The sequence below is a fragment of the Halobacillus hunanensis genome, assembly GCF_900166655.1.
In the GTDB taxonomy this organism is placed as follows: domain Bacteria; phylum Bacillota; class Bacilli; order Bacillales; family Halobacillaceae; genus Halobacillus_A; species Halobacillus_A hunanensis.
Genome location: NZ_FVZB01000004.1, coordinates 46,836 through 70,687 on the forward strand (window position 1 = coordinate 46,836; position 23,852 = coordinate 70,687).

Sequence of the window (23,852 nt, forward strand, 5' to 3'; positions counted from 1 at the left end):
GAGCACAAACGCAATCTGCGTATGCCTTACTCTCATACGTTACAATTATTTTCTCCTGATTGTCACGCCAAAACCCCTCTATATCAGCCTAAAATCCTTGTGAAATCTTACCCTTTATATATTTATAATCTATAATAAGCATAGTGTTACAAAATAAAGGAGGTTGTATAGTTGGGAAAAAAATATAAAGATAGTTGTATTCAGATATTAAAAGAAAAAGGTCCCCTTTTGGGCAGTGAATTTCGCAAAATTCTTGTTGAAAGACAAGGGATTAAGGAGGGGAATGCTAGAGCCATCATAAACAGGTTGAAAAACAGTGGAGAATTCCTTAGCACTGATCCCGTCAAGTTAAGACATCAAGAGTTGATCTACTACCTTCCTTTTCATGATTTAAAAGCAAAGTTAAAAAAAATAATGCCAGATCATTCATCAACACTTAATAGAATATATCAAGCCTTAGTAGAAGAAAATGGATTCTTGTTATGGTCCGAATTTGCAAAAATTTCTTCTGGGGTAGTTGATTCATCCCAATCTTCACGTAAGTCGGCAACCAACCTATTCAATGATTTGAAATCCCTTGGGATTGTTGAGGAATTGAAACATCATGAACACATCCCGGTGGTAGTTGCATCCGAAAAATGGTTTCCCCAAAAAACGGATATATTAGTTGCTATAAGTAAAAGGAAACAAAAATTATCCTTTACTAAAGGCTTAACTGATGATCTTCTGAAATGGCTAGAAAGTATGAACTTAATTGGTTGGGAAAACTCTTACACTAGAGATATACAAGATTATAACATTGGATACAATGGTTTCTATTTTGATGCTATAAGTTATACATACTTGTGGGGACTATATCGGACAAATCAAAAAGATGAGTTGTTTGAGCCTACTCGGAATAAAGCAGGATCCCCGGTCTTAATTGAGTCTATATTGCACCGAACCACTAAACGTCATGATATTACAGGTTTCATTAGTAGGGTAGATAACTATTGTGGTCCAATAAAGTCGAATAAAAATCTAAAAGTTATTCCCATTTGCTTTGTAGATACTGTTGAAAAAGATGCATATAAACTTGCTAGAGAGCGCGGAATACTTATTATGAAACTAAGTGACGTATTTGGAACGAAATTAGCTCAGTCACTCCAAGAGCTCCAAGAAATCGACCCAGAAAAGGTAGATCCGCAAAAGTTATCCACGATACTTGATAATGCAAATAAGTCAGGAAGAGATGGCGATTTTGGAAACTTAAAGGGTTACGTTTTTAATTTTTTAGTGGCTTCTATATTCAATGATGCTGGTTATAAAACTAGTATAGGGCTTCGCTATAAGGATCTTGAAGGACGAAAGTGCGAATGCGACATAGTCTGTGAAGATGTAGATGAGATTATAGCTTGTGAAGTTAAGGGGTACGATGAAGGAAAAGAAGTTAAATTAGGTGAACACGAAAAAGAGCCGGACAGCGTTAAAAAATTTTTTGAGAGAACATGCTCTATCATTAAAAAGGATAGTGGTAAAACAATTATTCCGGTATTTATTACTTCTGGTAGTTTTTCGCAAGACGCAATAAATTACTTAGAGAAGAAAAATAATAGTAAAAAAATGAAGCCACTATTAAAGCGTAATTTTCCCTCTAGTATCTACTATGATCGTAAGGGTTTACTAGATTACTTTAGTAGTAAAAGCAGAAAATTCAAAGAACATAAACAAGTCCTTAAGGAATATTTTAAACAAGAAAGCAGGTAATGAACTACCTCTCGCCCCAAGAAAGTGAGAAGTCTACTTCATTAAGAATCAGCCTAAGTCCATATTTGAAATAATGAATTTAATAATTCTACCTTTGTTACATAAATGAAACCGGCTGTTAACGACTACTTAAATATCTATAAAAGGTAGCTCTGCTAACGTCAGCTGCATACAGTATTTCCTCTATACTATACTCTTTACTATCATACATTCGAAAGGCCATATCCAGTTTGGATTGGTCTTTTTTTGGTCGACCACCTTTTCGTCCCCGAGCTCTTGCAGCATCTAAACCAGATCTCGTTCGTTCAGATATAATGTCACGTTCAAACTGCGCTAATCCACTAAAAATCGTAAACACTAATTTTCCCATCGCTGTTGTGGTATCAATATTTTCATTAATGGATACAAAGTTGATGCCTTTATCCTGAAAGTCGTTGACTAGATCTACCAGGTGTTTTGTGCTACGACCAATTCGGTCGAGTTTATAAACAACTACCGTATCTCCTTCACGTAGATACTTCATCATTTCCGTGAATGCTGGACGATCTTTTTTTGTTCCGGTAATTTTTTCCGAATAGATATTTTTCCCTTCTACACCATATTGCTTTAATGCATCAAACTGCATATGTAAATTTTGATCCTTTGTACTGACTCGGGCATATCCAAATAACATATTTTGTAACTCCTTTTGAAATTCATTACTTATATGTTATCAAAAAGGATGATTAGTGTATATAATGATACTTTGTTTTTGGTACGGATTTTGAAACTTAACGGATGCTGGTACAAGGATGAAAAATTATTTGATTTGAGTCGTTGAGTGATTGTATCAAAAACGAACACTTATGACAGCAGTAATTTCGTCTGATATAATTTATATATAAAACAAAGGTGGTGTTTTATATGCTAGAGCGTGAAGGCGAATCCCAAGGAAGGAAATATGCTTGGGTAGATAAATGGGTGAAAATGACGGGTGATCGAGCAAAAATCGATGCTAAAGCAAATAACACATATATTGTTTACGAAACAGAAGACGGACTCGTGAAAGAATATCCGGATGGAACCATTGTGAATTTTGACAAAAAGCCAAATGGTGATAATTAATGAGGTCCGCCAAGCTCCCTCCCATGATGTATATCTTTGCTGGAAACAATGGGAGTGGAAAAAGCACGTTACGTAACCTGTTAATCGATAAGTTAGGTATAGACATCAATATTGATCCGGATTCCATTGCTCGCAGGTTGAATCCGCAAGCACCCGAGACCAAACAATTCGCAGCAGGAAAAGCAGCAGTAAAATTAGTCTATGAGTGTATTGAGGAAGAGAAGAGCTTTTCGATTGAAACGACGCTTGCTGGGAAAAATGCTATCCACCAAATGAACAAAGCCAGAGAAAAAGGCTTTGAAGTCACAATGTTTTACGTTGGACTGGGCCACGTAGAACAAAACATTGAACGAGTGGCCTTACGTGTAAGAAATGGTGGGCATCATATCCCGACAAAAGACATTTTGAAAAGAGATTCGACTTCCAAAGAAAATTTACTTCGCAATTTGTATCTCGTTGACAATCTCGTCGTCATCGATAACAGTAAATCAGATGGAGAACTAGTTTTAGAAACCTCCAATGGCCGTATAACTTTTGTAGCCAACGACCTGCCTGACTGGGCACATCCAATAAAACAGAAATACAATGCTACAACATAAAAAGATTCTCCTGTCTTATGTAAGAGGAGAATCTTTTATGTAATATCGAATCTATGGAACTTCCCCGATCTATTGTGTCGTCTTATAATTGAATTATTTAACAGCTATTATAATGAAGGTTTTGGGTTATAAAGTTGTTTTTTACTCCACTTCGCGTATTATAAAAACTGTTACACCTGGCTTTCCTCAAGTTGTTTGACCAATTTATAAAAAGTGGTCTTTTTAACTTCTGCTTGCTCCATGGCCCGCGTTGCTGTAATCTTGCCATTCTTCCATTCATAATAAGCTTCCATGAACTCATCCGTAATCTTTGCTTTAGGACGGCCAAAAGTTATTCCTTTTTGCATGGCCACGTCAATTCCCTCACGCTGTCGTTTTCGAATCCGGTCCCGTTCTTCCTGCGCCATCCAAGAAAGGATTTGCAAAACGAGATCGGCTATAAAGGTTCCCATGCTGTCCTTATATTGGGTGGTATCAAGTAATGGCATGTCCAATACTACAATGTCGGCCTGAAGCTCCTTTGTAATGGCATTCCACTCCAGCACAATCTCCTCTTTATTCCGACCGAAACGATCAAGGGAATGAATGTACAGCACATCCCCCGGGCGAAGGATTCGTTTTAAGAGCTGGTATTGTTCCCTTTGAAAATCCTTACCACTTACTTTATCAATAAATATATCACGCTTATTGATCTCTTGCTCTTTCATTGCAGCGACTTGACGTTCCTCACTTTGATCTTTACTGCTCACTCGTATGTATCCATACTTCCGATTCTCCATTTAAAGGATAACCTCTCTTTCATTTGGTCTTTCTCCTTTAATTGTACCCTTTTCCGTTCGTAAATGTATATAGAAAACAACGAACGTCCGTAATTAATTTTCATCCTTTTACGAACGTTTAATTTCATAGATTTAAGATATTTGTAGACTGTTCGTAAAGGTGTACTTTTACAAACGTAACAAAACCCAATTCCAGAAAAGGGCCAGATTGTTTAATAAAGAAGGATTTAGTTTTGGGGACATCGAAGAGATACCTAATAAAAGTAAGTTCTGAAAGGAGAAAAAATGCCACAATGCTTAGTGATACCATTAACTATAATTATGAAAATAAAATTGTTTCGAGAGGAGATAATTTTCCTTCAGTTGATACATCAAAGAATATGCTGAATTTAATTTGTGTTCTATTACACCTAAGAGTAAGTAAGGGTGAAATTATAAGGATTCTGGCAATTTCAGAAATTGAATTTGAATCAAAGATTGCTTTGTTGGATAGGGAAGGACTTAAGAATACTGCCCATATGATCATTAATAAGCTGTGCCCCATTATCTTCAATTACCCGTCTCATTATAGACCGAATGTGACCTTCATAACCCGGAGCACCATTAGCTTCAGTCAATTCCTTTAAAATATCCAAAATATTCACCATCCAAAATTTTGTTTTACTTATAGGATGGTGTTAATACAAAAATTTATTCTTTTATATACTTTTTATTGGCGTTCTCGTAAGGCCCAAAGGGGGGGATCCCCCTCGATGCTTCTCTTTGACTATTTTCTGAACCTCAGAGAATTTCAGAAACAGGAGAATGTCTCATCATGGATAAAAAAAGGAAAACGCCTAAAACTGTATGAAAAACGAAAATTATGGAAAAGTAAACAAGGTTATGCTAAATAAATTTTAATAATACTTTAAAAGGAGGGGTTTTATGGTACAACTCCACTATTTAAACTATATTAATGGTGAATGGGTTGGCGACGGTTTTAATAAGGTTAAAGTGGTTAATCCGGCAACTGGAGAAAACATCGGTTCGGTCCCTAATGCTGATGAAGAACATGCCAAACAAGCAATTGAAGCAGCGTCTCAAGCACTTCCTGAATGGTCTAAGAAGTCAGCAGCTGATCGGGGTGATGTGCTTAGAAAATATTTTGACCTCATTATGGAGCATGAGGATGAAATCGCTGAAATTATGACGAAGGAAAATGGCAAGCCGTTAAAAGAATCTAAAGGAGAAGTACAATATGCGGCTTCATTCATAGAATGGTACGCCGAGGAAGGTAAGCGCATCTACGGACGGATCGTTCCTGGAAAAAGGGAAAACCACCGTATTAAGGTGACTAAACAACCCGTCGGCGTTGTTGCGGCCATTACACCATGGAACTTTCCAGCAGCTATGATTACAAGAAAACTTGGCCCTGCTTTAGCCGCAGGTTGTACATTTATCGTAAAGCCACCTGAAGAAACACCTTTAACATGTATGAAACTAGCAGAACTAGCCGAAGAAGCATGCATTCCGAAAGGTGTTTTCAATGTCGTGAATGGTAATCCAGAAAAATTCTCAGAAACGGTTATGTCTGATATGCGCGTTCGTAAGTTAACATTCACCGGCTCAACGCCTGTCGGTAAGTTGTTAATAAAACAGAGCGCTGAACAAGTCATGAAACTTTCCCTTGAACTCGGCGGCCATGCACCGGTGATTGTATGTAATGATGCAGATCTCGATCAAACCGTCGAAATGTTAATGGCGGCTAAGTTTAGAAATAGTGGCCAAACCTGTATCGCGGCTAACCGCGTTTATGCTCAATCAAGTATTTACGACGAACTTGTTAGACGAATGACCGCCGAAGTTGAAAAGCTTAACGTTGGCAACGGATTTGAAGATGATATTGATGTCGGCCCTTTAATCAATAAAGAAGGTTTTGAAAAAGCAGGACGTCATGTAAAGGATGCCCAGGAAAAAGGAGCTAGGGTAACCACTGGTGGTGAAGGTCAAGCAGATACAGATAAAGGGACTTACTTTTACAGGCCAACCATACTAGCTGATGCCAATCATGACATGGTTATTATGAATGAAGAAACTTTTGGGCCGATTCTTCCCATTGCAAAATATGACCAAGATGATGAAGCAGTAAAAGCAGCCAACGATACCCCGTTTGGTCTTGCAGCTTATTTCTTTACCCAAAATGTATCAAGGGGCACCCGTATCTCAGAGGGACTTGAATACGGAATTATTGGATGGAATGATGGCATTCCATCGGCAGCCCAAGCACCATTTGGCGGTATGAAGCAAAGTGGTTTGGGTCGTGAAGGCGGGCAAGAAGGCATCGAAGAATACTTAGAGGTAAAATATATATCGCTTAGTATTTAATGAAGAAGCATTTGTCTTTATTTGGAGGACAAATGCTTTTCTAATTATTACTGGATGCTTTTTTTAGTACCTCCAACCTTCAATCATCCCATTGGAGGTAGTAAATCACATAAATACATACCCCAAACTTTTCAGAAAGTATTAGTTTACTAAACGAACAGGACAACCATCACAAAAAAGATATGAAAAAGTGATCCAATTGTCATCAAATCACGATAGCTAAGTAAGACAAGGCAGATCAATACCTTAAAGGGAAAACAGGAAAATTGTTAACCGCGCGAAACGAACATTAAAGATATTTGATCATTATGCAGTTGAGGGAAAAAGTATCCCAGACTTTCCGCGAAAGATTTAAGTATATGTTGATATGTAGAGGCAACAGCAGCTGATCTACGCTCTCTGGCAATGTGTGATTCAAACATTTGGTCACTGTGTTGCCGACTACTACCAAGTAACTTACTTATGAGTTTTTCAAAAGTAACTCTCCCAAGACTGTCGGATGACTGATAAGCAAGATGGGAGGGGAAACCTTCTCTTCTTTTTGTAAATTAAGCAGAAAAGGTGATGAATATGAAGTGGAGAACATATTTTACAATTGTAGGCTTGGCAGCCCTCTTGCTTGCGGGGTACAACTCAAATGTGTGGGCAAATTTCACCTCTCGCTATGATCCAGCTCAGCAGGCAGACAAGAACGTTCCTTCAGGAAATGAGGATTCTGATCTCTCATTAAAATCAGAAGAATTTACTGTCATTAATGAATCAGGGGATATTAAAGATGTTGATTTCGAAACGGAAACACCAGACCAAAACAACGGTATTGTCCCTACCAATTTGAAGGTCCCAAGTATCGATATCAACGCACCTGTTACTAAAGTAGGCGTGCTCGATAACGGACAAATGGGTGTGCCGAAAGATGATACAACCGTGGGCTGGTTTGAGCCAGGAACGAAACCAGGAAATACAGGAAATTCAGTTGTCGCCGGACACGTTGATAACCAATCAGGTCCAGCTGTATTCTACTACTTGAAAGATTTGCAAAAAGGCGACGAAATCATCGTCACAAACGACGAAGGCAAAGAGCTGACCTACGTGGTCCAGAAGCTGGAAAGCTATCCAGCGGACGAAGCACCTATTAAAGAGATCTTCGGAAAAACAGACAAGAAAAGGCTTAATTTGATCACCTGCACAGGTGTCTTTAACTATGAAAAAAGAACGTATCTGGATCGACTCGTCGTTTATTCTGAGCTAAAATCATCACTTGACGAAGAGAAAGGTAAAGAAAAAACGCAAAAAGATACAAATTATGACATAAAGGCACCAACCAATGTCGAAGTAAACGGAACCTTCGTCACATGGCATGCCGTACGTGTAGATGGTGTAGCAGGTTACCGCGTATACCGCAGTGAAAACGGAGAAGACTTTGAAAAAGTCGCAAGCATCTCCGAACATGAACGCAAAACGTATACCGATCCTAAAGCATCGAAATACACTTATTATGTAACAACGGTATATTTGGATGGAACTGAATCTGCCCCATCCAATCTCGCCAAAGCCGAATAAAACAGTCACCTAAACATACCATTAGTACACTATTTAACATGAACCTCCACCCCAGTACATCCAAAGTATGGAAGTGCTGAGGTGGATTTTATACATTTGCTATCTGATTGCAGAATTAGAGCAAACAGTGTTCGTCAAGATCCCCAGTCTGGTTATAGTTTCATTTTAGTGGGAACATTAATTCGCATTTACCTTCTCTGCATCCTCCCGATAATAGGTAGAAAAAACCTCAGCAAAAGCCTCGATCGAATTATAAAGTTCGTTTAAGTTATTCTCAACGCCGCCAAACTCTAACAACATAGCACGGTTCGTTAGATCTTGGTTGTAGACCCCGTTTCCTTCTAATTTCGATTTGACAAAGACTCCTCGGCTAATCCCGGGATACTTTTGTTCAAGTGCCGCATTAATCTCCTTAGCAACTTCTAAATTTCGTCCAAACTTTTCACTTGCTTTACCGACTACGAAAAAGAGTCGTGCATAGTCTTTTCCGTTTATCGTTGTCGTGGTAACACTTCTGGGTTGAGAATCTCGGTGAATATCAATTAAATATGATAAGCTTTCATTCTGTGAAAGAGCTTTTTGGACAAGTCCTCTTGAAAAGTCATATGATTGAGTATAATCCCAATTTTTCTTCTTTAATCCTTTCGTTACGTTTGTTTTATTATGTTTAACACCTATTCCCCGACTTTCTAATTCTTTCTTCAGTTTAGCACCGACTGCTATGACATTGACTTTTTCATTCGTGCTAGATGCATCTTGAGGGAGATCACTTTTAATTAAGGGTTTAAAAGCTTCCCAGCTGTGTGATTGATAGATATAAACTGACTTTTTGGGTATTTCTTTTTTGGGCGGAGGGTCTTCCTCTTCAGTTAATTCTAGCTGGCTTTGGTTGACTTCTTGGTTCTGTAATTGTTCTTCTGTTGGTGGAGGGGACTCTATCGGAAGAGTACTTAAATCAGTTCCTTGGCCTGCTATGGCAATTTCAGTGTGATAACGTTCAAGTCCTGGAATCTCTCTTCCTAACAAACTACGAATATCTCCAACATCTACGTCTGTAACCATTTCCATCCAGTCAAACTGTTTCGTTACTTTGTCAGAATAATGCACCCTTAAAGGTGTCATCTCCTGCGCCATGATAAAAAGTGCCGTCTCCTTAGGCGCTGCCTTTGAAATGGAATAAATAAAAGGAGAAACGAAATATTCCTTTAATCCAGTACTTGTGATTAGAGTAATGATTAGATATAGAGCAATAATCATAGGCAAAGTATATTTGATAATTAGTCGCATAGATTTTGGGATACGTTTTTTATGCATTTATACCTCTCCTAAACTAACAATTTAATAGTTTAGTCTATGCATTTCTATTAATCTATATTAATCCTTTAAATTCCTTGCGTTAATCTTTTTATTATTAGAATATTTTGGTTTAATATTTATCAAATATACTTGTTTCATTCTGGAGTGATAGCAAGTATCAGAGCAAGTATCTTATAAAGACCTTATATCTCCTTCTTCAAATTCGAGAATAGCAAAGGAGCCAATAGCTTCTATGACCTCTGATGGAGGAGGAACAATGAGTTTAATTTCGTTATAATGTAAAAAGGATTAGATATTTTGGAGGGAGTTTTATGCCTACGCCTAGCATGGAAGATTATATTGAACAAATCTATTTACTTATTAAAACGAAGGGATATGCTCGTGTTTCCAATATTGCAGAAATTCTGGGTGTTCAACCCTCCTCAGTAACAAAAATGGTTCAAAAATTAGATCAAGAAGGTTACCTAATTTATGAGAAATACCGTGGAATTACACTTACCCCATTTGGGAAGAAAATGGGAAAACATCTACTTTATAGACATGAATTATTGGAAAGCCTTTTTCGCATTATCGGTGTTGAAGAGGAAAATATTTATGAGGAAGTGGAAGGGATTGAACATCATCTTAGCTCGAAAACGTTAGGTCGTATTATCGACTTGGTCCAATTCTTTCGAGAGGATGAACAACGGATTCAGGATTTACAGGAAATTCAAAGAAAAAATAATAGTGAACAGTAATGTATTTCTAATCTGAATAGCTAATTTCAAATCTCATAAAGTTAAATAAGCAAACTAAAAAAGAGGTAGGGTTTTATACAATTTTAAAACACAGGCAGTCATCATTATTTTGACTACCTGTGTTCATTTGCTTTCTATCGACTAGCTTTAAGCAGTATTCCAGGTGTTCTAGACAATTAATAAAGAATGATTTATTAAAGCAGTGTACTTCTGACTAACATTTACTTTTTTGAGACCATCCTAGCTTTTTCGAGTAGTTTATTTATCCAAGTGCGACGTCTAAAATCATCATTACTGTAAAACCTATCATTAAGGTCATCGATGCTAAATCTTTATTTCCCTCTTCCTGGGAACCTGGAATGACTTCTTCTGCAACAACAAATATCATTGCACCAGCAGCAAAGCTTAGAGCATAGGGTAAAAGAGGCTCGATTAATGTAACAGCCATCACCCCTATAATGGCAGAAACAGGCTCAACCATCCCTGAAAACTGTCCGTACATAAAACTCTTCCTGCGTGACATTCCATCCCTACGAAGGGGCATCGAAACCGCAACTCCTTCAGGAAAGTTTTGAATACCGATTCCGATTCCTAAAGCAATAGCTCCTGCCAAGGAAGCTGACGGGAACCCAGCTGCGATAGCTCCAAATGCAACACCCACGGCAAGCCCCTCGGGTATGTTGTGTAACGTAATCGCAAGCACTAATAAAGTACTTCGCCTTTTTTGATTCGGGTGAATCCCCTCTGCTTCTTCGATAGATGACGTAGGATGCAGATGCGGAAGAATTTTATCAACTCCCCATAGGAATATACCTCCTAATAAAAATCCTACTGCTGCTGGAATCCAGGCGGGTATTCCATCAGCCTCAGCCATATCAAGGGCTGGGGAAAGAAGGGACCAAAAACTTGCGGCGATCATAACTCCTCCAGCGAAACCCAGCATCCCATCTAACAGTTTTTGGTTTAGTGTTTTAGTCGTAAATACTAGGGCTGCTCCAAGGGCCGTCATCCCCCATGTAAAACATGTGGCGATTAGAGCCTGAACGATTGGATTAAGATCTAAAAAAAAGTCAATCATATTTATTTTTCCCCCTATTTACACTTTAAAAGATGCCTCAAAAATGGAGGGCATTTTTTAAATTCCTAATAAATCTTATCTTATTCACTAGGTCTAAAAAGTTTCCTTGGGTAAAAATTTTAACCGTTAGGAAAATGGAAGTCAATTATTAAAGGGGGGAACACCAATATTAAATTTACATGAAGAAGGTGAACCTATTGATGCAACACATAAAGAATATGATTCACCTAAAAGAACTACTTTAAATGGATCGGTGCGTTTTTAATTCAATGCGAAAAGGGAATTATTTTTAATTATCGGGGATCATAATCTTAGGAAAAAAGAAAAAAGAAAAAGGGGAAAGGGAGGTAGGTAATTATTTAGAGCTAATTAAACGGATCGTCATATAATCTAAATTTTTATACTCGTATTATCATATAATCTCCATTTGTTAATTGGACAACATCAGCTTTCATTGCTTTGGCAATATCCACTGTCATCTCTTTGGCAGATTCCTCCGATTCTGCCAATAGACAAAGGCAATTACTTGTTAACAGTCTTTCTTTTACTCTTGTTATATAAGCTAGAATTTCATAATTAGGCTTCAAGGTAGATTCTCTCCCCATTACTCTTCCCCTTTTAAGTTCGTTTTCATCACATTATGAGATTTTTTGGCACTCTCTAGCAATGGACATTTTTTTACGACTTCTATTAAAGCATCAATGTCTTGCTTAATTGGCACAAGGGTTATAACAACTCTTCCTTTTTCATAATCTTTCCTTGAAAAATGATAACGTTTATTACCTAGCGCTCTTGTTGCTTCAAAAAGAGCTGCTTGTCTCTGACCAAAGTTATCAAGATTGATTCGAAAATGATCTTCTTTTGGATAGATGACAACAGCTAATCCTTCCTCCTTAAATAGCTTTTCTGCATTATCAGTACCTAAAAGGTTACTAACAAAAATCCCGTCAACAAATAGGCTTGAGTTCTTGACCTCAATCTTTCCAGGCTTAACTTGTGCGATATCCCCAATGCTTTTCCCTTTAGTGAAGCGTTTAAGAAAATAAAATACAGTTAATCCGGTTATAATTCCTGCCATAACATTCACCCATAAATTAAATGGTAAAATAGTAATCGTTAGTGAAGTAAAGAAAGCTGTAATGAAGGCAATATAGTTTCGGGATTCAAATGTTTTAGCAATGCCGTCTATATATGCATTTCCTCTGTAGGTGTACTCTGTATACTCTAGATCGCTTAAGCTTTCTTTTTCCATTTTTCGTACATCTCTAAATTGTTGTAGTGCCAATGTAAGAAACGTAACCGCAATATAGTTCTTACTCATTAATGCTGGTATAGCCACAGCACCTAATGCTGCAGCAACAAAACCTGTAATAATGTTAATTAAAAGGCCATTAGGGTAACTTGGATACTGGCGATAATCCTCTTTTAAAACCAGTGCTCTTGCCAAGGTCCCTAAAAGCACTGCTATAACAATGACACTTATCTCTTCTGGTAAGATTTGTTGTTGCTCTACTTTAACCACTCCTCGAAACAATACAGTAGAATCTGTTAGCGTCTAGGGAGTCACCCTTGATGAATAGAAAATTGTCCTGTACACTTAAGTTTTTAATACTCAATTTCTTCAAAGTCTTGTGGTTGAGGAGTTGGTTGCTTGTGCTTCAACTTCTCATTTTTAGAAACTTCATTGTTAATCTCTTGGTAAGATTTTATATTCCCAAACTGTTCTTTTGAATGCTTGTTATTTAACTTATCGTCACTCATTTTGTTACATCCTCCTTTAAAAGTTCTTTTGAAATACACCTTTATTTTGAACAAAAGGAAGAAGTTCTATGTATCGGGACTTATCATAAAAAGGGAAGAAAAATAAGGGATTTCCAACAAAAAAGCAATGGAGAAAACGTTCTCCATTGCTTAGTTTCAGACAATTTTAACCCAGCCGTTTTTAATGGCTGTGACGACGGCCTGTGTACGGTCATTGACTTTCATTTTTTGCAAGATATGGCTTACGTGGTTTTTAACCGTTTTTTCACTGATATTAACCGATTCAGCCATTCCACGGTTAGTATAACCGTTCAGTAGAAGCTGCAGTACTTCACACTCACGGCTGGTAAGCAGATGAAGGGGCTTACGATACTCTACCGGTTGGAATGATTTCGCCGATAGCCGGCGATATTCAGCAATTATACTGTGGGTCACCTTTGGATGTAAATAGGATCCGCCATCATCGACTACTTTAATCGCTTCTATTAAAGAATCAGAATCCATTTCTTTTAACAAGTACCCTCTGGCCCCTATTTTCAGAGCATGGGTTACGAAGTGATCCTCACTATGGAAGGAAAGAATGATAACTTTCACGTTTGGATAGCGATTCGTAATCTTAGCAATCACTTCTAAACCCATATTAATATCCATCAATACAATTTCAGGGTTATTTTTTTCAATTAGGCTAAGCGCCTCAGATCCGTTATCTCCTTCTGCAACGATTTCAAAGCTGGACTCACAACCCAAAATATGCTTTACTCCTTCACGAAACAACTTGCGATCATCTATTAATAATATACTGGTCGCCATCAGTTAGCCTCCTATCTCCCCCATTTGTTGCTTTACTTTTACGAATGAAATAGCCTCTACTTTATTCTGTATATATATGCGTGTTTTTTATTATAAATGGTTCACTCATTTTCACATAGGTTATCGCGATAAAAGACACAGAATTGTCCAATTTCAGGAGTGGTCCGGTTTTATATTGCTACTAGGTACGTAAAAACCCCAATCCTCCTTTATTCATGAAGAGAATAGGGTTTTTTTGTAGTATACACAATAGTTATGGTAAAAGGAAGTTTTGGCAGGCTGCCGTGTTATTTGCTTCCTATGCACATGATTTTCTTTGGGACAAAAGAAAAAGGAATCCTCGAATAAACAAGGATTCCTTTTTAGAATGGAATAGAATAACCACTACTGTTTCTTCTTATTTTTTACATCAACGGGTCTTATTTTAACAGAAAAATTTAATTCAGAAATATCACTTTTCTCTAGAAATTTATTTGCTATTTCTTTTATCTCTTTTTTAGTCGAGTTTAGAGTATTGTTCCTTGCAGGGATCTCAATTAAAAGTTCCCATCCATTTTCTGATGTGTATTGAATACCCTTACTTTCAAGGACTTTATAATCCTTTGCTTTTAACTCATTAGTAATTTTGCTAAAGATATTTGAATCTTTACTTTGCTCCTTTTCAATTTGTTCCATTTCTGATCTTACTTTTTTTTGACGTTCATGTCCTACCAATTCAGTTGAATTTTCTGCATTTACTTGATTTTGCTGAGACTTATCACTTTTTATAAAAATGAACATGATTACAATAAGAAAACTAACTAAAAGAACTCCAACACCAACCTTTTTCAAGTTAAATTCCTCATTTCTTTTGGATAGTTGGTATATAGTATGTCCAACAAGAGTAACTAAGAAGAAAGGAATATATATTGATACATATCACACTTCGGTTAGTTTTGTGCATGCGCATAGAAGGCAATTACCGCGACGCTTATATCTTAATGGAATCCAGAATCCCTACGGGACTATAATACAAATGTAATCACTCCATAAAGAATAACGGCAATAATCAACCCAGTAAGGCTGTGTTTCAACTTATATCTTGAATAAGCTAATATTTCCATATCCATAATTTTAGACATAGTGACAGTCGTTCCACTGAGTGGAGATGTTAATCCTCCAAAGACCCCACATGCAAAAACAATCCCAATCGTAAGAGGAAGATAGATGCCTGATGTGGCTGCAAGTGACACACCTATGGGCATTAAAAGTCCCCAAGAACCCCATGTAGAGCCAACAAAGTAGGCCAGTATTGATCCTAATATAAATATAACAGGGGGAATAAAATTTGTCGGAATCCAACCAAGTGCGGCTGTTACAAAATTGGATAAGCCAAGGTCTTCAGTAGCTGAAGATAATCCCCAAACTAAAGCAAATAGAAGATGGCTGGCATTAGCTTATTTCCACCTTCAAAAAAGTAACTAAATAATTTCTTTAGTGGATATTTTTCAATGAGAAGTAAACCAAATGTAACCAACAATGAAATAAGGATCGCAATAAACATGGATTTTGACACATCAGCTTTAATAAATGCATCCAACATACTTCCAGTCTTCTTGTAGCCATCCCACCAAGATAAACCGATGGTCAGAATTAATGCTGTAATGATTGGGATAAAGATATTAACGGGTCTGGATTCCAATTCCTTAGATGCTACCGGGTGCGAATCTTCCCAAACACGTTTTTTCCTTATTCTTATCCTTCCTTGGACATCAGTACAAGACAAAAGGGGAGGATTATTTCTAAAAAGTCCTCTGATTTTGAAGAAAATTTCTAATATATTAAAGGGGTTCAAATATATTAGGAAACATCGTTTGAAGTTTAGCATAATTAAACCATACTAATAATAGGGAAAATCCAATAAAAAGCAAACTATATATCACCAATTGCTGTCCAGATTTTACATTGTGGTATACATGTACAGAGATGAAAAAAATTGTTGTTGCAATTAAAATAAATGCTATACCAGAAAGAATTACTACAAAAGTGAGATCATCAAAGTAAATCATAAAATATAAAAACCATGAACATATAGCTAAAGTCCCAATAAAATAAAGATTTTTTTCGTCATCATAAAGCATCTCTCTTTAACCCCTTTCCCACTTTTAGAATTTATCTTCTTTTCCGCACGTTCTTTTGTTGTATGAATAAAGTGTTGTGGATTTATCATATTGTTAGAATATACTTTGCCACTTCCATTTTTTTATCCCTAAAGAATGTATTCGGATGTAGGTTGGACAATATGTAAGACAAGAATGAAAAAATAAAGGGAAAACCTGTTATGAAGGTCTTCCCTTTTGGAGATACATGTCCAATTATCCGAAGTGTTGGTAGCTAGGTATCTGTAATTTCAGTGTTAGTAAACTTGTTACCCTTGCCGGTTCCAAAGGTTTGATAGAAACTGGCTCTTACTCTGTTTAATAATGAGTTACATCCCATTCATGAGCCAAACGGATCCACCAACAACAATTAATGCGACTGTACCCCCGTATACCAAGGCTGAAATTTGGAAAGCTTTTTCGTGTTCACTTAAGTGCATGAACATGATTAATTGAACGAGCAGTTGGGCTGAGGCCAAAGCTAGAATCACTATAATCGTAGCTTTCGCAGTTAAGGAAAGCGAAAAAACAACCCAGAGTGCGGCCACCGTCAAAATGATGGATAGAACAAAACCAATAACTTGTTTCCAGGGAAATCCATGATGCTCTTCAAATTTTATATTCTCTCTCATTTTATAGCACCATCCCTATTAAATAGACTGCGGTAAATATAAAAATCCACATCACGTCAAGAAAATGCCAGTAAAGGCCTCCAATGAAGAGCTTTCTTGATGTGACCGTGTTAATGCCTTCCCTAGCAACTTGGACAAGAATAAACGAAATCCATATGATTCCAAAGGTTACATGAACTCCGTGCGTGCCAACAAGAACAAAAAACGCTGACCAAAACGCACTTGTAGAAATATTGACCCCTTCTGAAACATAAGTGATAAATTCATTAATTTCCATTCCTAGGAAGCTAACGCCCAACAATAATGTAATGATCATCCATACGACTACGCCTTTCGTGTTTCGTCGGCGCAATTCATGGGTTGCAAGGCCGGATGTAAAACTACTAATTAACAGAAGAAACGTTTGTATAACAACGCCCTTGATCTCGAATATTTCCTCTGCGGTCGGACCGTCAGCCGTGCGGTCAAGATAGACAAGGTACACAGCAAACAAAGAAGCAAATAAAACAATCTCAGCTGCAAGGAATAACCAGAAGCCGATGATCTTAACTCTACCTTCTTCATTGGCATATTCTAAGGGAATATTTTTTTGTATGGTAGATTCGTTCGCTTTACTCATCGATTCGATCCTCCCTCGCTGCACGTTCACGACGTTTAATTTCTCTTGAACTGATATGATAACCCTCATCTTTATCAAAAGTTCTAAGAATCATAATCACACCGACCCCTACGAGGCCCAAGATTCCCATCCACATCCACTCCCATACAAACCCGAATCCGGATATGAAGAAAAAGAGGGACATCATGAATGGTTGCCCAGAATCGTCTGGCATATGAATCGGTTTGTAAGGTTCTTTTTCTTTTTTCTTAGTCTTATTTTCTTTCTTCATTATCCAAAAGGCATCTAACCCTTTCACTTTAGGGACGTGAGCAAAATTGTACTCCGGAGCAGGAGAAGGGATGGACCATTCAAGTGTGCGACCGTCCCATGGATCGCCAGTTTTATCTCGTTCTCCGTAGCGAGCACTGTAGTAAATGTTGTAAACGATTATGGCAAACGCAATTCCCATCGCGTAAGCACCTAAAGTTTCAATAAAGTTCAATGTTGTCCAGCCTAATCCTTCTTCGTAGGTATAAACACGTCGTGTCATACCCATTAGACCAACTATATACATCGGAACAAACGTTACATTAAATCCGACAACAAACAGCCAAAATGCCCATTTACCTAGTCGTTCGTTCAATTTATGACCAAACATCTTCGGCCACCAATAATGAAGTCCCGCAAAAATGGAGAAGACTGTACCGGAAATTAAGACATAATGGAAGTGCGAAATGAGAAAATAACTGTTGTGATACTGATAATCGGCCGGGGCGCTTGCTAGCATGACTCCTGTAGCACCACCGATCACAAAATTAGGCATGAATCCAAGTGCCCACAAATGGGCTGTTGTGAATTTAATTTTGCCTTTATACAGGGTAAGCAGCCAATTGAAAATTTTCACCCCTGTTGGTATCGCAATGGCCATCGTTGAAATGGAAAAGAAAGAGTTTGCTGCAGGTTCGCTTCCCATTGTAAAAAAGTGATGAACCCATACAACAAAGCTCAATAGGGAAATGATAATCATTGAGTACACCATGGCTTTGTAACCAAATAATCTTTTACGGGCAAATGTACTGATTACCTCTGAGAAAATACCGAAAGCTGGCAAAATTAAAATGTAGACCTCCGGATGTCCCCATAACCAGAACAAATTCACATACATTTCTGGTAAACCTTCACCCATCACAGTAAAAAAGTGTGATCCGAATAGACGGTCAATCGTCAATAGCGCTAGAGCAATGGTCAGTACTGGAAAGGCAAAAAGGATAATGATAGATGTAATCAGCGATGACCATGTGAAAATTGGCATACGCATAAGAGTCATCCCAGGTGCCCTCATTTTTAAGATGGTCGCGATAAAGTTGATACCGGTTGTCAATGTTCCAATACCAGCAATCTGCAAGCCAATTAAATAATAATTGATTTCTGGTCCGGGGCTTAAATTCCCGCCTGCAAGCGGTGGATAGTTCACCCATCCTGCATCGGGAGAGCCTCCGATTATGAATGACAAATTGAATAACATAGCTCCAGAGAAGAATAGCCAAAAACTAAGTGCATTTAAATAAGGAAACGCAACATCCCGTGCACCAATTTGTAAAGGCATTGCCACGTTGATTAAGCCGATGAGAAATGGCATGGCCATAAATAATAACATGATGGTTCCGTGAGTAGTGAAAACTTCATTGTATGTCTGGGCTTCCAAAAAATCCATATTCGGTAAAGCCAATTGTGTCCGTATCATTAGCGCATCTGCACCACCGCGGAACAGCATCAACATAGCAACAATAATGTACATAATTCCAATTTTTTTATGATCAACTGTGGTTAACCATTCCCGCCATAACCACTTCCACTTCTTTAAGTAGGTAAGGGTAAAGATAATCCCAATAGTTGTTAGGGCAATCATTACCTGTGCGGCGTATATAGTTGGGTCTCCCGTTACAAAAAACTCCCCTATAAGGAAATCCTTAATCTCGCTTAGGTTCATTTTGTACACCTTCTTTCAGTTGCGTCATTTTAAAGTTTTCCGGATAAGAAGAGAAGGCCATTTTTCCAACGGTGCCGGGTATCATAAGTTGTTTTGCTTGCTCTATAGTTAACTCAGGTTTGGTGGTCTTTATTTTTTTAACCCAGGCATTAAAATCTTGTTGGCTTTCAGCCGTAACCTTAAATTTCATGTCGGCAAATCTTCTTCCAGTAAAATTGGCGCCTTTTCCTCTATAAACACCTTCTTCAGATGCCTCAAGAAACATTTGATCTTTCATCCCTGCCATTGTGTATGATTGACCTCCTAATTGTGGTACCCAGAAGGAGTTCATCGCACCGGCAGACGTTAATATAAATTTAACCGGTACATCAACCGGGATATAAGCATAATTCACCGTCTGAATACCTTGTTCAGGGTATTGAAAAATCCACTTCCACTGAGCTGACGTCACTTTGATGACTAACGGTTCTTGCTTAGGTGAAGGTGAAGTTTCTAAATCATAGGTTGCTTTAACTGTTGGCACAGCAAGTAGGGTAACAATAATGATCGGAATCACTGTCCACAAGACCTCCAGTTTTTTATTCCCCTCAATCTCTGGCGGTTCGTAATCTTTATTTTCAGGACGCTCTCGATACTTGTACACCACATAACCGAAGACAATAAACACTGGCACCAAGACAACACTCATCAATATAATCGAATAAATAATCAAATCATACTGTGTACTTGCAACAGGTCCCTTTGGATCAAGTACACCAGCGCTACATCCCGAAAGAATGAATAACAAAGCAAAGGGACTAGCTATGTATTTCACAACAATTTTTATATTCATATAGGCTTATTTGATCCTCCTTCCACATTTGTACAAATGCTATTTCCTATCTAAGGCAAGCAAATGGAGTACTTGACAAAGAATAAAGGAAAAAGGAAGTCTAAAAAATGGAGTTCAATAAACCGTCAAAATTTCAACAAATAATTGTAATAAATACTTCAATGTTTGTTCATATGTTCATAAATATAGTCTATGAACAACCTTATGTTCGTAAGGAGTTTCCTTGAAGAAGTAAGAATGAGGGTAAAAATAGGCGTAATTCTATCAAATAACCCCGCCCATAAATTGCAAAAAAACCCCTGAGTATCTGTAATAGGGTTGACCAATTACATCCGACATCCTAAGATGGGATGGAATCATATGAACATATGAACATAATGAAGGATGTGTGCTATATTAATAATCATCATCAAAAGCACGTTTTTTCAGTAGAAAATAATGTAGATTGCATTAAAAGAAATTTAGTAGCTTATGATTTTGGCTTTTCAGTAAGTATGCTTAAAATCATGGCTAGCCCAACTAAACTAAAAGTTATCTTTGCTTTAACACAAAAGAACGAATTATCCGTAGGTGAAATGGCTACTATTATTGGCACATCTTCTGGGACAGCCTCCCATCATCTAAGTATATTAAGAAAACTGGGACTAGTAACACTCCGAAAGGAACGAAAGGAATCATTGTATTCAATTAAAAGTGAGCAAATCAATAGCCTTGTTTTATCTATCGTCGATTTGGGAAGGACCATATGATACTTTGGGAGGATGGTTGCATGAATGCGTTATACCATGGCTCGAATTAATAGAAGAGGGTTAGTAGTTTCAAAAAAAGGGATACGGTCTTAATAGAAAAGAGGATTCATTGAACCAAACACTTTTCTATATTATACTCTAGAGCACTGTAGTCGATAAAACACCGTCTTCACTGTGCTCATTACCCTGTTTTAATGCTCGGATTCCTCAACTACCGAATCCCAATATTTATAAGGAGTGACTATTATAATGAAGAATGTAAAAGGGGCATTTGGTAAGTTTCGAAACGGTTATATGACATCCATCATACTTTTATGGTTAAAAACTTACGTTGTCTTAAGATTTTTGTTTGAGTTATCAGTAGAATCGTTACTAGAGGAAGTTATTCTATTCATTTCACCTTTAAGCTTCTCTATCTTGTTGTTTACACTTGTTCGATCAGACAAATTCATTAAAAATATTATCTACAAAGCATTGGCCAATCTATTAGCCACTGGTGTTTTGTACGCTAACTTGCTATACTATCGCTTTTTCAACGACTTTATCACTTTGCCTGTCGTTTTTCAGACTAAAAACTTTAGCGATTTAGGGGGAAGTACGGCTACACTTGCTAAGCCTCTTGACGTTTTTATATTTATTGACATCATTGTGTTGACACTTGTTTCAATAGTGTTTGCTGCTAGAAGAAGAAAACCTAAAGCAGCAGTGCCTTTTAAACGTCGCTCCCGTCGTTTCGGTATTCTCATAGCCTTAAGTATTTTTGTGGTCAATGTCGGTTTGGCCTACATTGAGAGACCGGAATTGTTAACAAGAACTTTTGACCGAGAAATGCTGATGAAATATCTCGGTCCATACAACTATCAAATGTATGATGTAGTATTACAGTCAAACACGAAAGTTAAAAGAGCATTCGCCGAGAGTAGTGAATTAGCACCTATAAGATTATATACGGAGGCAACTCCTCATGGGATCAATGCCAAAATGTTTGGTAAAGCAAAAGGGAAAAATCTCATTCTTATCTCATTAGAATCGACCCAAAGCTTTGTGATCAATAACAAGGTGAATGGGAAGGAGATTACCCCATTTTTAAATGATTTAATTGATAAAAGCTACTATTTCCCGAATTTTTATCAGCAAACAGGACAAGGGAAGACATCGGACTCCGAATTCCTTGTCGAAAACTCATTATATGGTTTGCCAAGTGGTGCTGTATTCTTTACGAATTCTCAAAATGAGTATAATGCAACACCAGAAATTTTAGGGAAATCTGGCTATGAATCGGCTGTTTTCCATGCTAATAATAAGAGTTTTTGGAATCGCAACATTATGTATCAAACCCTTGGGTATGATCGTTATTTTTCTCAAGAAGACTTTAATATTACTCCAGAAAAGTCAGCAGGTTGGGGGTTAAAAGATGAGTACCTCTACAAACAATCCATGAAATACTTGAATAATCTAAACGAACCTTTTTATGCAAAATATATTACCTTGACCAACCACTTCCCTTTTTCCTTAGAAGAGGAAGATGAGATTGTTTCGGAATGGGATTCTCAGGACGGCGTTTTTAACCGGTATTTTACAACAGTTAGCTATGAGGATAATGCATTAAAACAATTTTTTAATAGGCTTAAAGAAAAAGGTCTATATAAGGATTCTCTTTTCGTCATTTATGGCGATCACAATGGTATATCAGACAATCACACTAAGGCAATGGAAAAATACCTTGGCAAACCACATACTCCGTACAGACACATCCAATTACAAAGAGTCCCACTCATTATTCATAATCCGGGACAAAAAGGCAAAGTCATGGAGACAGTGTCTGGACAAATTGATTTGAAACCAACCATCTTGCACTTGCTAGGTAAGCATATTAAAAACGATATCCAATTTGGAACAGATTTATTTGCCAAAAAAAGAAAAGATTTTACCGTATTAAGGGACGGAAGTTTTATCACGGACAAGTATATCTACACGGAAGGGAAATGCTATCGCAAACCAAGTGGTAATGAAGTTGAGTCAAAACAATGCCAAGAATGGAAACCGATGGCTAAAGAGGAGTTAAACAAATCCGATCAAGTCGTTTACGGGGATCTATTAAGGTTTTTGCAGCCGTATTCTTCTAATGATAACCCTGACGTTGACGAATAATCCTTTGTTTCTATGATATGTTCGGAAGAGCAAGATAGTTTTCTATACGGCTATCTTGCTCTTTTTATATTTGCTATATTCTAGGGTATTATTATCCCCAGATGACCTTCTGTCATTCTCGAACCATAAAATTAAGTAAAAAGCTGTAATCTTTAAGTGATTTTTATCTATAATTAATAGACTAACTTTTTTAAACGAAAGCCAGGTGTTCAATAATGGACAAGACGAATCATCGAGACGCATATTTTGATAATGCTAAGTTTTTACTTATCTTTTTGGTGGTTTTTGGACATGTCATTAGCCCTTTGAAACATGACAATCAACTGTTGTTTGCGCTTTATACGGCCATTTATCTATTCCATATGCCTGGGTTCGCTTTAATGTCAGGTTACTTTGCAAAGAAGTATCAACGAAAAGGGTACATCTTAAGCATCACTAAGAAGCTGTTACTACCTTATCTCTTATTTCAAGTCATTTATAGTGTTTATTATTATATGACTGGGAAGGAAACAACCCTAACTATTAATTTATTTCAGCCTCACTGGACACTTTGGTTTCTATTAAGTTTGTTTTGTTGGCACCTTCTCTTATTTCTTGTAGGGGTAGCGTCAGGAAAATGCGGATTTACAACGGTAAGAAAAAGGCACCATTTCTCTTTTTTGTAGGATGAAATGGTGTCTTTTGTTATTTAAGAGATACCTGATGAACTTTTCAGTGTTTTTAACCCAGTTGGTTCCTTAATAATCTCATCAAGTGTTATGGAGGAAAGAGGGTAGTTTAGGTAATGTAAGCCCTTTCAAATAAATGTAGTTTTTGTATTGCTAAATTTTTGGAATTGGGCTACAATTCTCACTAGGAAATACTTTATTTGGAAACGATAGGTGACTAATACACTCATATACAC

Annotated in this window: 25 protein-coding genes and 1 pseudogene; 9 read left to right on the forward strand and 17 right to left on the reverse strand. The window is 37.3% G+C overall.

The window, feature by feature from the left end:
- Nucleotides 1–171 precede the first annotated feature (171 nt).
- Nucleotides 172–1,746 (forward strand): hypothetical protein, encoded by a 1,575-nt coding sequence (locus B5354_RS00645; RefSeq protein ID WP_079524981.1) that lies wholly within the window; start codon nucleotides 172–174, stop codon nucleotides 1,744–1,746.
- A 118-nt stretch (nucleotides 1,747–1,864) separates the two neighbouring features.
- Here the strand turns inward: B5354_RS00645 and B5354_RS00650 are convergent, their stop codons facing one another.
- Complete coding sequence (locus B5354_RS00650; protein ID WP_079524983.1) at nucleotides 1,865–2,419, reverse strand: recombinase family protein; 555 nt, start codon at nucleotides 2,417–2,419, stop codon at nucleotides 1,865–1,867.
- A gap of 230 nt (nucleotides 2,420–2,649) precedes the next feature.
- Between B5354_RS00650 and B5354_RS00655 the strand changes: the two genes are divergently transcribed.
- Together B5354_RS00655 and B5354_RS00660 are read left to right on the forward strand one after the other, a co-directional pair.
- On the forward strand, nucleotides 2,650–2,850 hold the full coding sequence (locus B5354_RS00655) for a hypothetical protein (protein WP_079524985.1): 201 nt from the start codon (nucleotides 2,650–2,652) through the stop codon (nucleotides 2,848–2,850).
- On the forward strand, nucleotides 2,850–3,449 hold the full coding sequence (locus B5354_RS00660; protein WP_139377029.1) for an ATPase: 600 nt from the start codon (nucleotides 2,850–2,852) through the stop codon (nucleotides 3,447–3,449). Before B5354_RS00655 ends, B5354_RS00660 begins: the two co-directional genes overlap by 1 nt.
- Before the next feature lie 170 nt (nucleotides 3,450–3,619).
- Here B5354_RS00660 and B5354_RS00665 read toward each other — a convergent pair whose 3' ends face one another.
- Complete coding sequence (locus tag B5354_RS00665; RefSeq protein ID WP_079524987.1) at nucleotides 3,620–4,228, reverse strand: recombinase family protein; 609 nt, start codon at nucleotides 4,226–4,228, stop codon at nucleotides 3,620–3,622.
- A gap of 470 nt (nucleotides 4,229–4,698) precedes the next feature.
- Nucleotides 4,699–4,863, reverse strand: a complete 165-nt coding sequence (locus tag B5354_RS20340) for a hypothetical protein (protein ID WP_163531426.1) — start codon at nucleotides 4,861–4,863, stop codon at nucleotides 4,699–4,701.
- Between the two features lie 289 nt (nucleotides 4,864–5,152).
- Here B5354_RS20340 and B5354_RS00675 point away from each other — a divergent pair, with 289 nt between their 5' ends.
- Nucleotides 5,153–6,592, forward strand: coding sequence for an NAD-dependent succinate-semialdehyde dehydrogenase (locus B5354_RS00675; protein WP_079524991.1), 1,440 nt, complete (start codon nucleotides 5,153–5,155; stop codon nucleotides 6,590–6,592).
- Nucleotides 6,593–7,162: 570 nt separating this feature from the next.
- Nucleotides 7,163–8,152, forward strand: coding sequence for a class F sortase (locus tag B5354_RS00680; protein ID WP_163531427.1), 990 nt, complete (start codon nucleotides 7,163–7,165; stop codon nucleotides 8,150–8,152).
- A 177-nt stretch (nucleotides 8,153–8,329) separates the two neighbouring features.
- Here B5354_RS00680 and spoIIP read toward each other — a convergent pair whose 3' ends face one another.
- Nucleotides 8,330–9,466 (reverse strand): stage II sporulation protein P, encoded by a 1,137-nt coding sequence (spoIIP, locus tag B5354_RS00685; protein WP_079524994.1) that lies wholly within the window; start codon nucleotides 9,464–9,466, stop codon nucleotides 8,330–8,332.
- Nucleotides 9,467–9,780: 314 nt separating this feature from the next.
- Between spoIIP and mntR the strand changes: the two genes are divergently transcribed.
- Nucleotides 9,781–10,206: a transcriptional regulator MntR gene (gene mntR / locus B5354_RS00690; RefSeq protein ID WP_079524996.1), complete on the forward strand. Its 426-nt coding sequence runs from the start codon at nucleotides 9,781–9,783 to the stop codon at nucleotides 10,204–10,206.
- A 262-nt stretch (nucleotides 10,207–10,468) separates the two neighbouring features.
- Here the strand turns inward: mntR and B5354_RS00695 are convergent, their stop codons facing one another.
- The 13 genes and pseudogenes from B5354_RS00695 to qoxA form a co-directional block, all read right to left on the reverse strand.
- Nucleotides 10,469–11,284: a ZIP family metal transporter gene (locus B5354_RS00695; protein ID WP_079524998.1), complete on the reverse strand. Its 816-nt coding sequence runs from the start codon at nucleotides 11,282–11,284 to the stop codon at nucleotides 10,469–10,471.
- 398 nt (nucleotides 11,285–11,682) lie between these two features.
- On the reverse strand, nucleotides 11,683–11,889 hold the full coding sequence (locus tag B5354_RS00700) for a capping complex subunit for YIEGIA (RefSeq protein WP_079525000.1): 207 nt from the start codon (nucleotides 11,887–11,889) through the stop codon (nucleotides 11,683–11,685).
- The gene (locus tag B5354_RS00705) at nucleotides 11,889–12,806 is read right to left on the reverse strand and encodes a YIEGIA family protein (protein ID WP_176142371.1); all 918 of its coding nucleotides are present in this window, start codon (nucleotides 12,804–12,806) and stop codon (nucleotides 11,889–11,891) included. Before B5354_RS00705 ends, B5354_RS00700 begins: the two co-directional genes overlap by 1 nt.
- A gap of 83 nt (nucleotides 12,807–12,889) precedes the next feature.
- Nucleotides 12,890–13,045 carry a hypothetical protein gene (locus B5354_RS20345; protein ID WP_163531428.1) on the reverse strand — a complete coding sequence of 52 codons (156 nt, stop codon included), beginning with the start codon at nucleotides 13,043–13,045 and terminating at the stop codon, nucleotides 12,890–12,892.
- A 156-nt stretch (nucleotides 13,046–13,201) separates the two neighbouring features.
- Complete coding sequence (locus B5354_RS00710) at nucleotides 13,202–13,855, reverse strand: response regulator (RefSeq protein WP_079525001.1); 654 nt, start codon at nucleotides 13,853–13,855, stop codon at nucleotides 13,202–13,204.
- A 384-nt stretch (nucleotides 13,856–14,239) separates the two neighbouring features.
- Entirely contained in the window at nucleotides 14,240–14,686 is a 447-nt protein-coding gene (locus B5354_RS00715) for a hypothetical protein (RefSeq protein WP_079525002.1), read from the reverse strand.
- A gap of 173 nt (nucleotides 14,687–14,859) precedes the next feature.
- Nucleotides 14,860–15,204 (reverse strand): annotated as a pseudogene (locus B5354_RS20805) (Na+/H+ antiporter NhaC family protein); the annotation flags it as partial.
- 56 nt (nucleotides 15,205–15,260) lie between these two features.
- Complete coding sequence (locus B5354_RS20810; protein WP_163531429.1) at nucleotides 15,261–15,536, reverse strand: Na+/H+ antiporter NhaC family protein; 276 nt, start codon at nucleotides 15,534–15,536, stop codon at nucleotides 15,261–15,263.
- Between the two features lie 139 nt (nucleotides 15,537–15,675).
- Nucleotides 15,676–15,975 carry a hypothetical protein gene (locus B5354_RS20360; protein WP_079525005.1) on the reverse strand — a complete coding sequence of 100 codons (300 nt, stop codon included), beginning with the start codon at nucleotides 15,973–15,975 and terminating at the stop codon, nucleotides 15,676–15,678.
- 347 nt (nucleotides 15,976–16,322) lie between these two features.
- Nucleotides 16,323–16,625: a cytochrome aa3 quinol oxidase subunit IV gene (qoxD, locus tag B5354_RS00730; protein WP_079525007.1), complete on the reverse strand. Its 303-nt coding sequence runs from the start codon at nucleotides 16,623–16,625 to the stop codon at nucleotides 16,323–16,325.
- A 1-nt stretch (nucleotide 16,626) separates the two neighbouring features.
- Nucleotides 16,627–17,244: a cytochrome aa3 quinol oxidase subunit III gene (gene qoxC, locus B5354_RS00735; RefSeq protein ID WP_079525009.1), complete on the reverse strand. Its 618-nt coding sequence runs from the start codon at nucleotides 17,242–17,244 to the stop codon at nucleotides 16,627–16,629.
- The gene (gene qoxB / locus B5354_RS00740) at nucleotides 17,237–19,216 is read right to left on the reverse strand and encodes a cytochrome aa3 quinol oxidase subunit I (protein WP_079525011.1); all 1,980 of its coding nucleotides are present in this window, start codon (nucleotides 19,214–19,216) and stop codon (nucleotides 17,237–17,239) included. Before qoxB ends, qoxC begins: the two co-directional genes overlap by 8 nt.
- The gene (qoxA, locus tag B5354_RS00745) at nucleotides 19,197–20,048 is read right to left on the reverse strand and encodes a cytochrome aa3 quinol oxidase subunit II (RefSeq protein ID WP_079525013.1); all 852 of its coding nucleotides are present in this window, start codon (nucleotides 20,046–20,048) and stop codon (nucleotides 19,197–19,199) included. The genes qoxB and qoxA overlap by 20 nt, the downstream gene beginning before the upstream one ends.
- Before the next feature lie 494 nt (nucleotides 20,049–20,542).
- Between qoxA and B5354_RS21010 the strand changes: the two genes are divergently transcribed.
- The 3 genes from B5354_RS21010 (at nucleotide 20,543) to B5354_RS00760 (ending at nucleotide 23,613) form a co-directional block, all read left to right on the forward strand.
- Nucleotides 20,543–20,797 (forward strand): ArsR/SmtB family transcription factor, encoded by a 255-nt coding sequence (locus B5354_RS21010; protein ID WP_420810430.1) that lies wholly within the window; start codon nucleotides 20,543–20,545, stop codon nucleotides 20,795–20,797.
- A gap of 249 nt (nucleotides 20,798–21,046) precedes the next feature.
- Nucleotides 21,047–22,948 carry an LTA synthase family protein gene (locus tag B5354_RS00755; protein ID WP_079525017.1) on the forward strand — a complete coding sequence of 634 codons (1,902 nt, stop codon included), beginning with the start codon at nucleotides 21,047–21,049 and terminating at the stop codon, nucleotides 22,946–22,948.
- A gap of 215 nt (nucleotides 22,949–23,163) precedes the next feature.
- Complete coding sequence (locus tag B5354_RS00760; protein ID WP_079525019.1) at nucleotides 23,164–23,613, forward strand: acyltransferase family protein; 450 nt, start codon at nucleotides 23,164–23,166, stop codon at nucleotides 23,611–23,613.
- The last annotated feature ends 239 nt before the right edge of the window (nucleotides 23,614–23,852 follow it).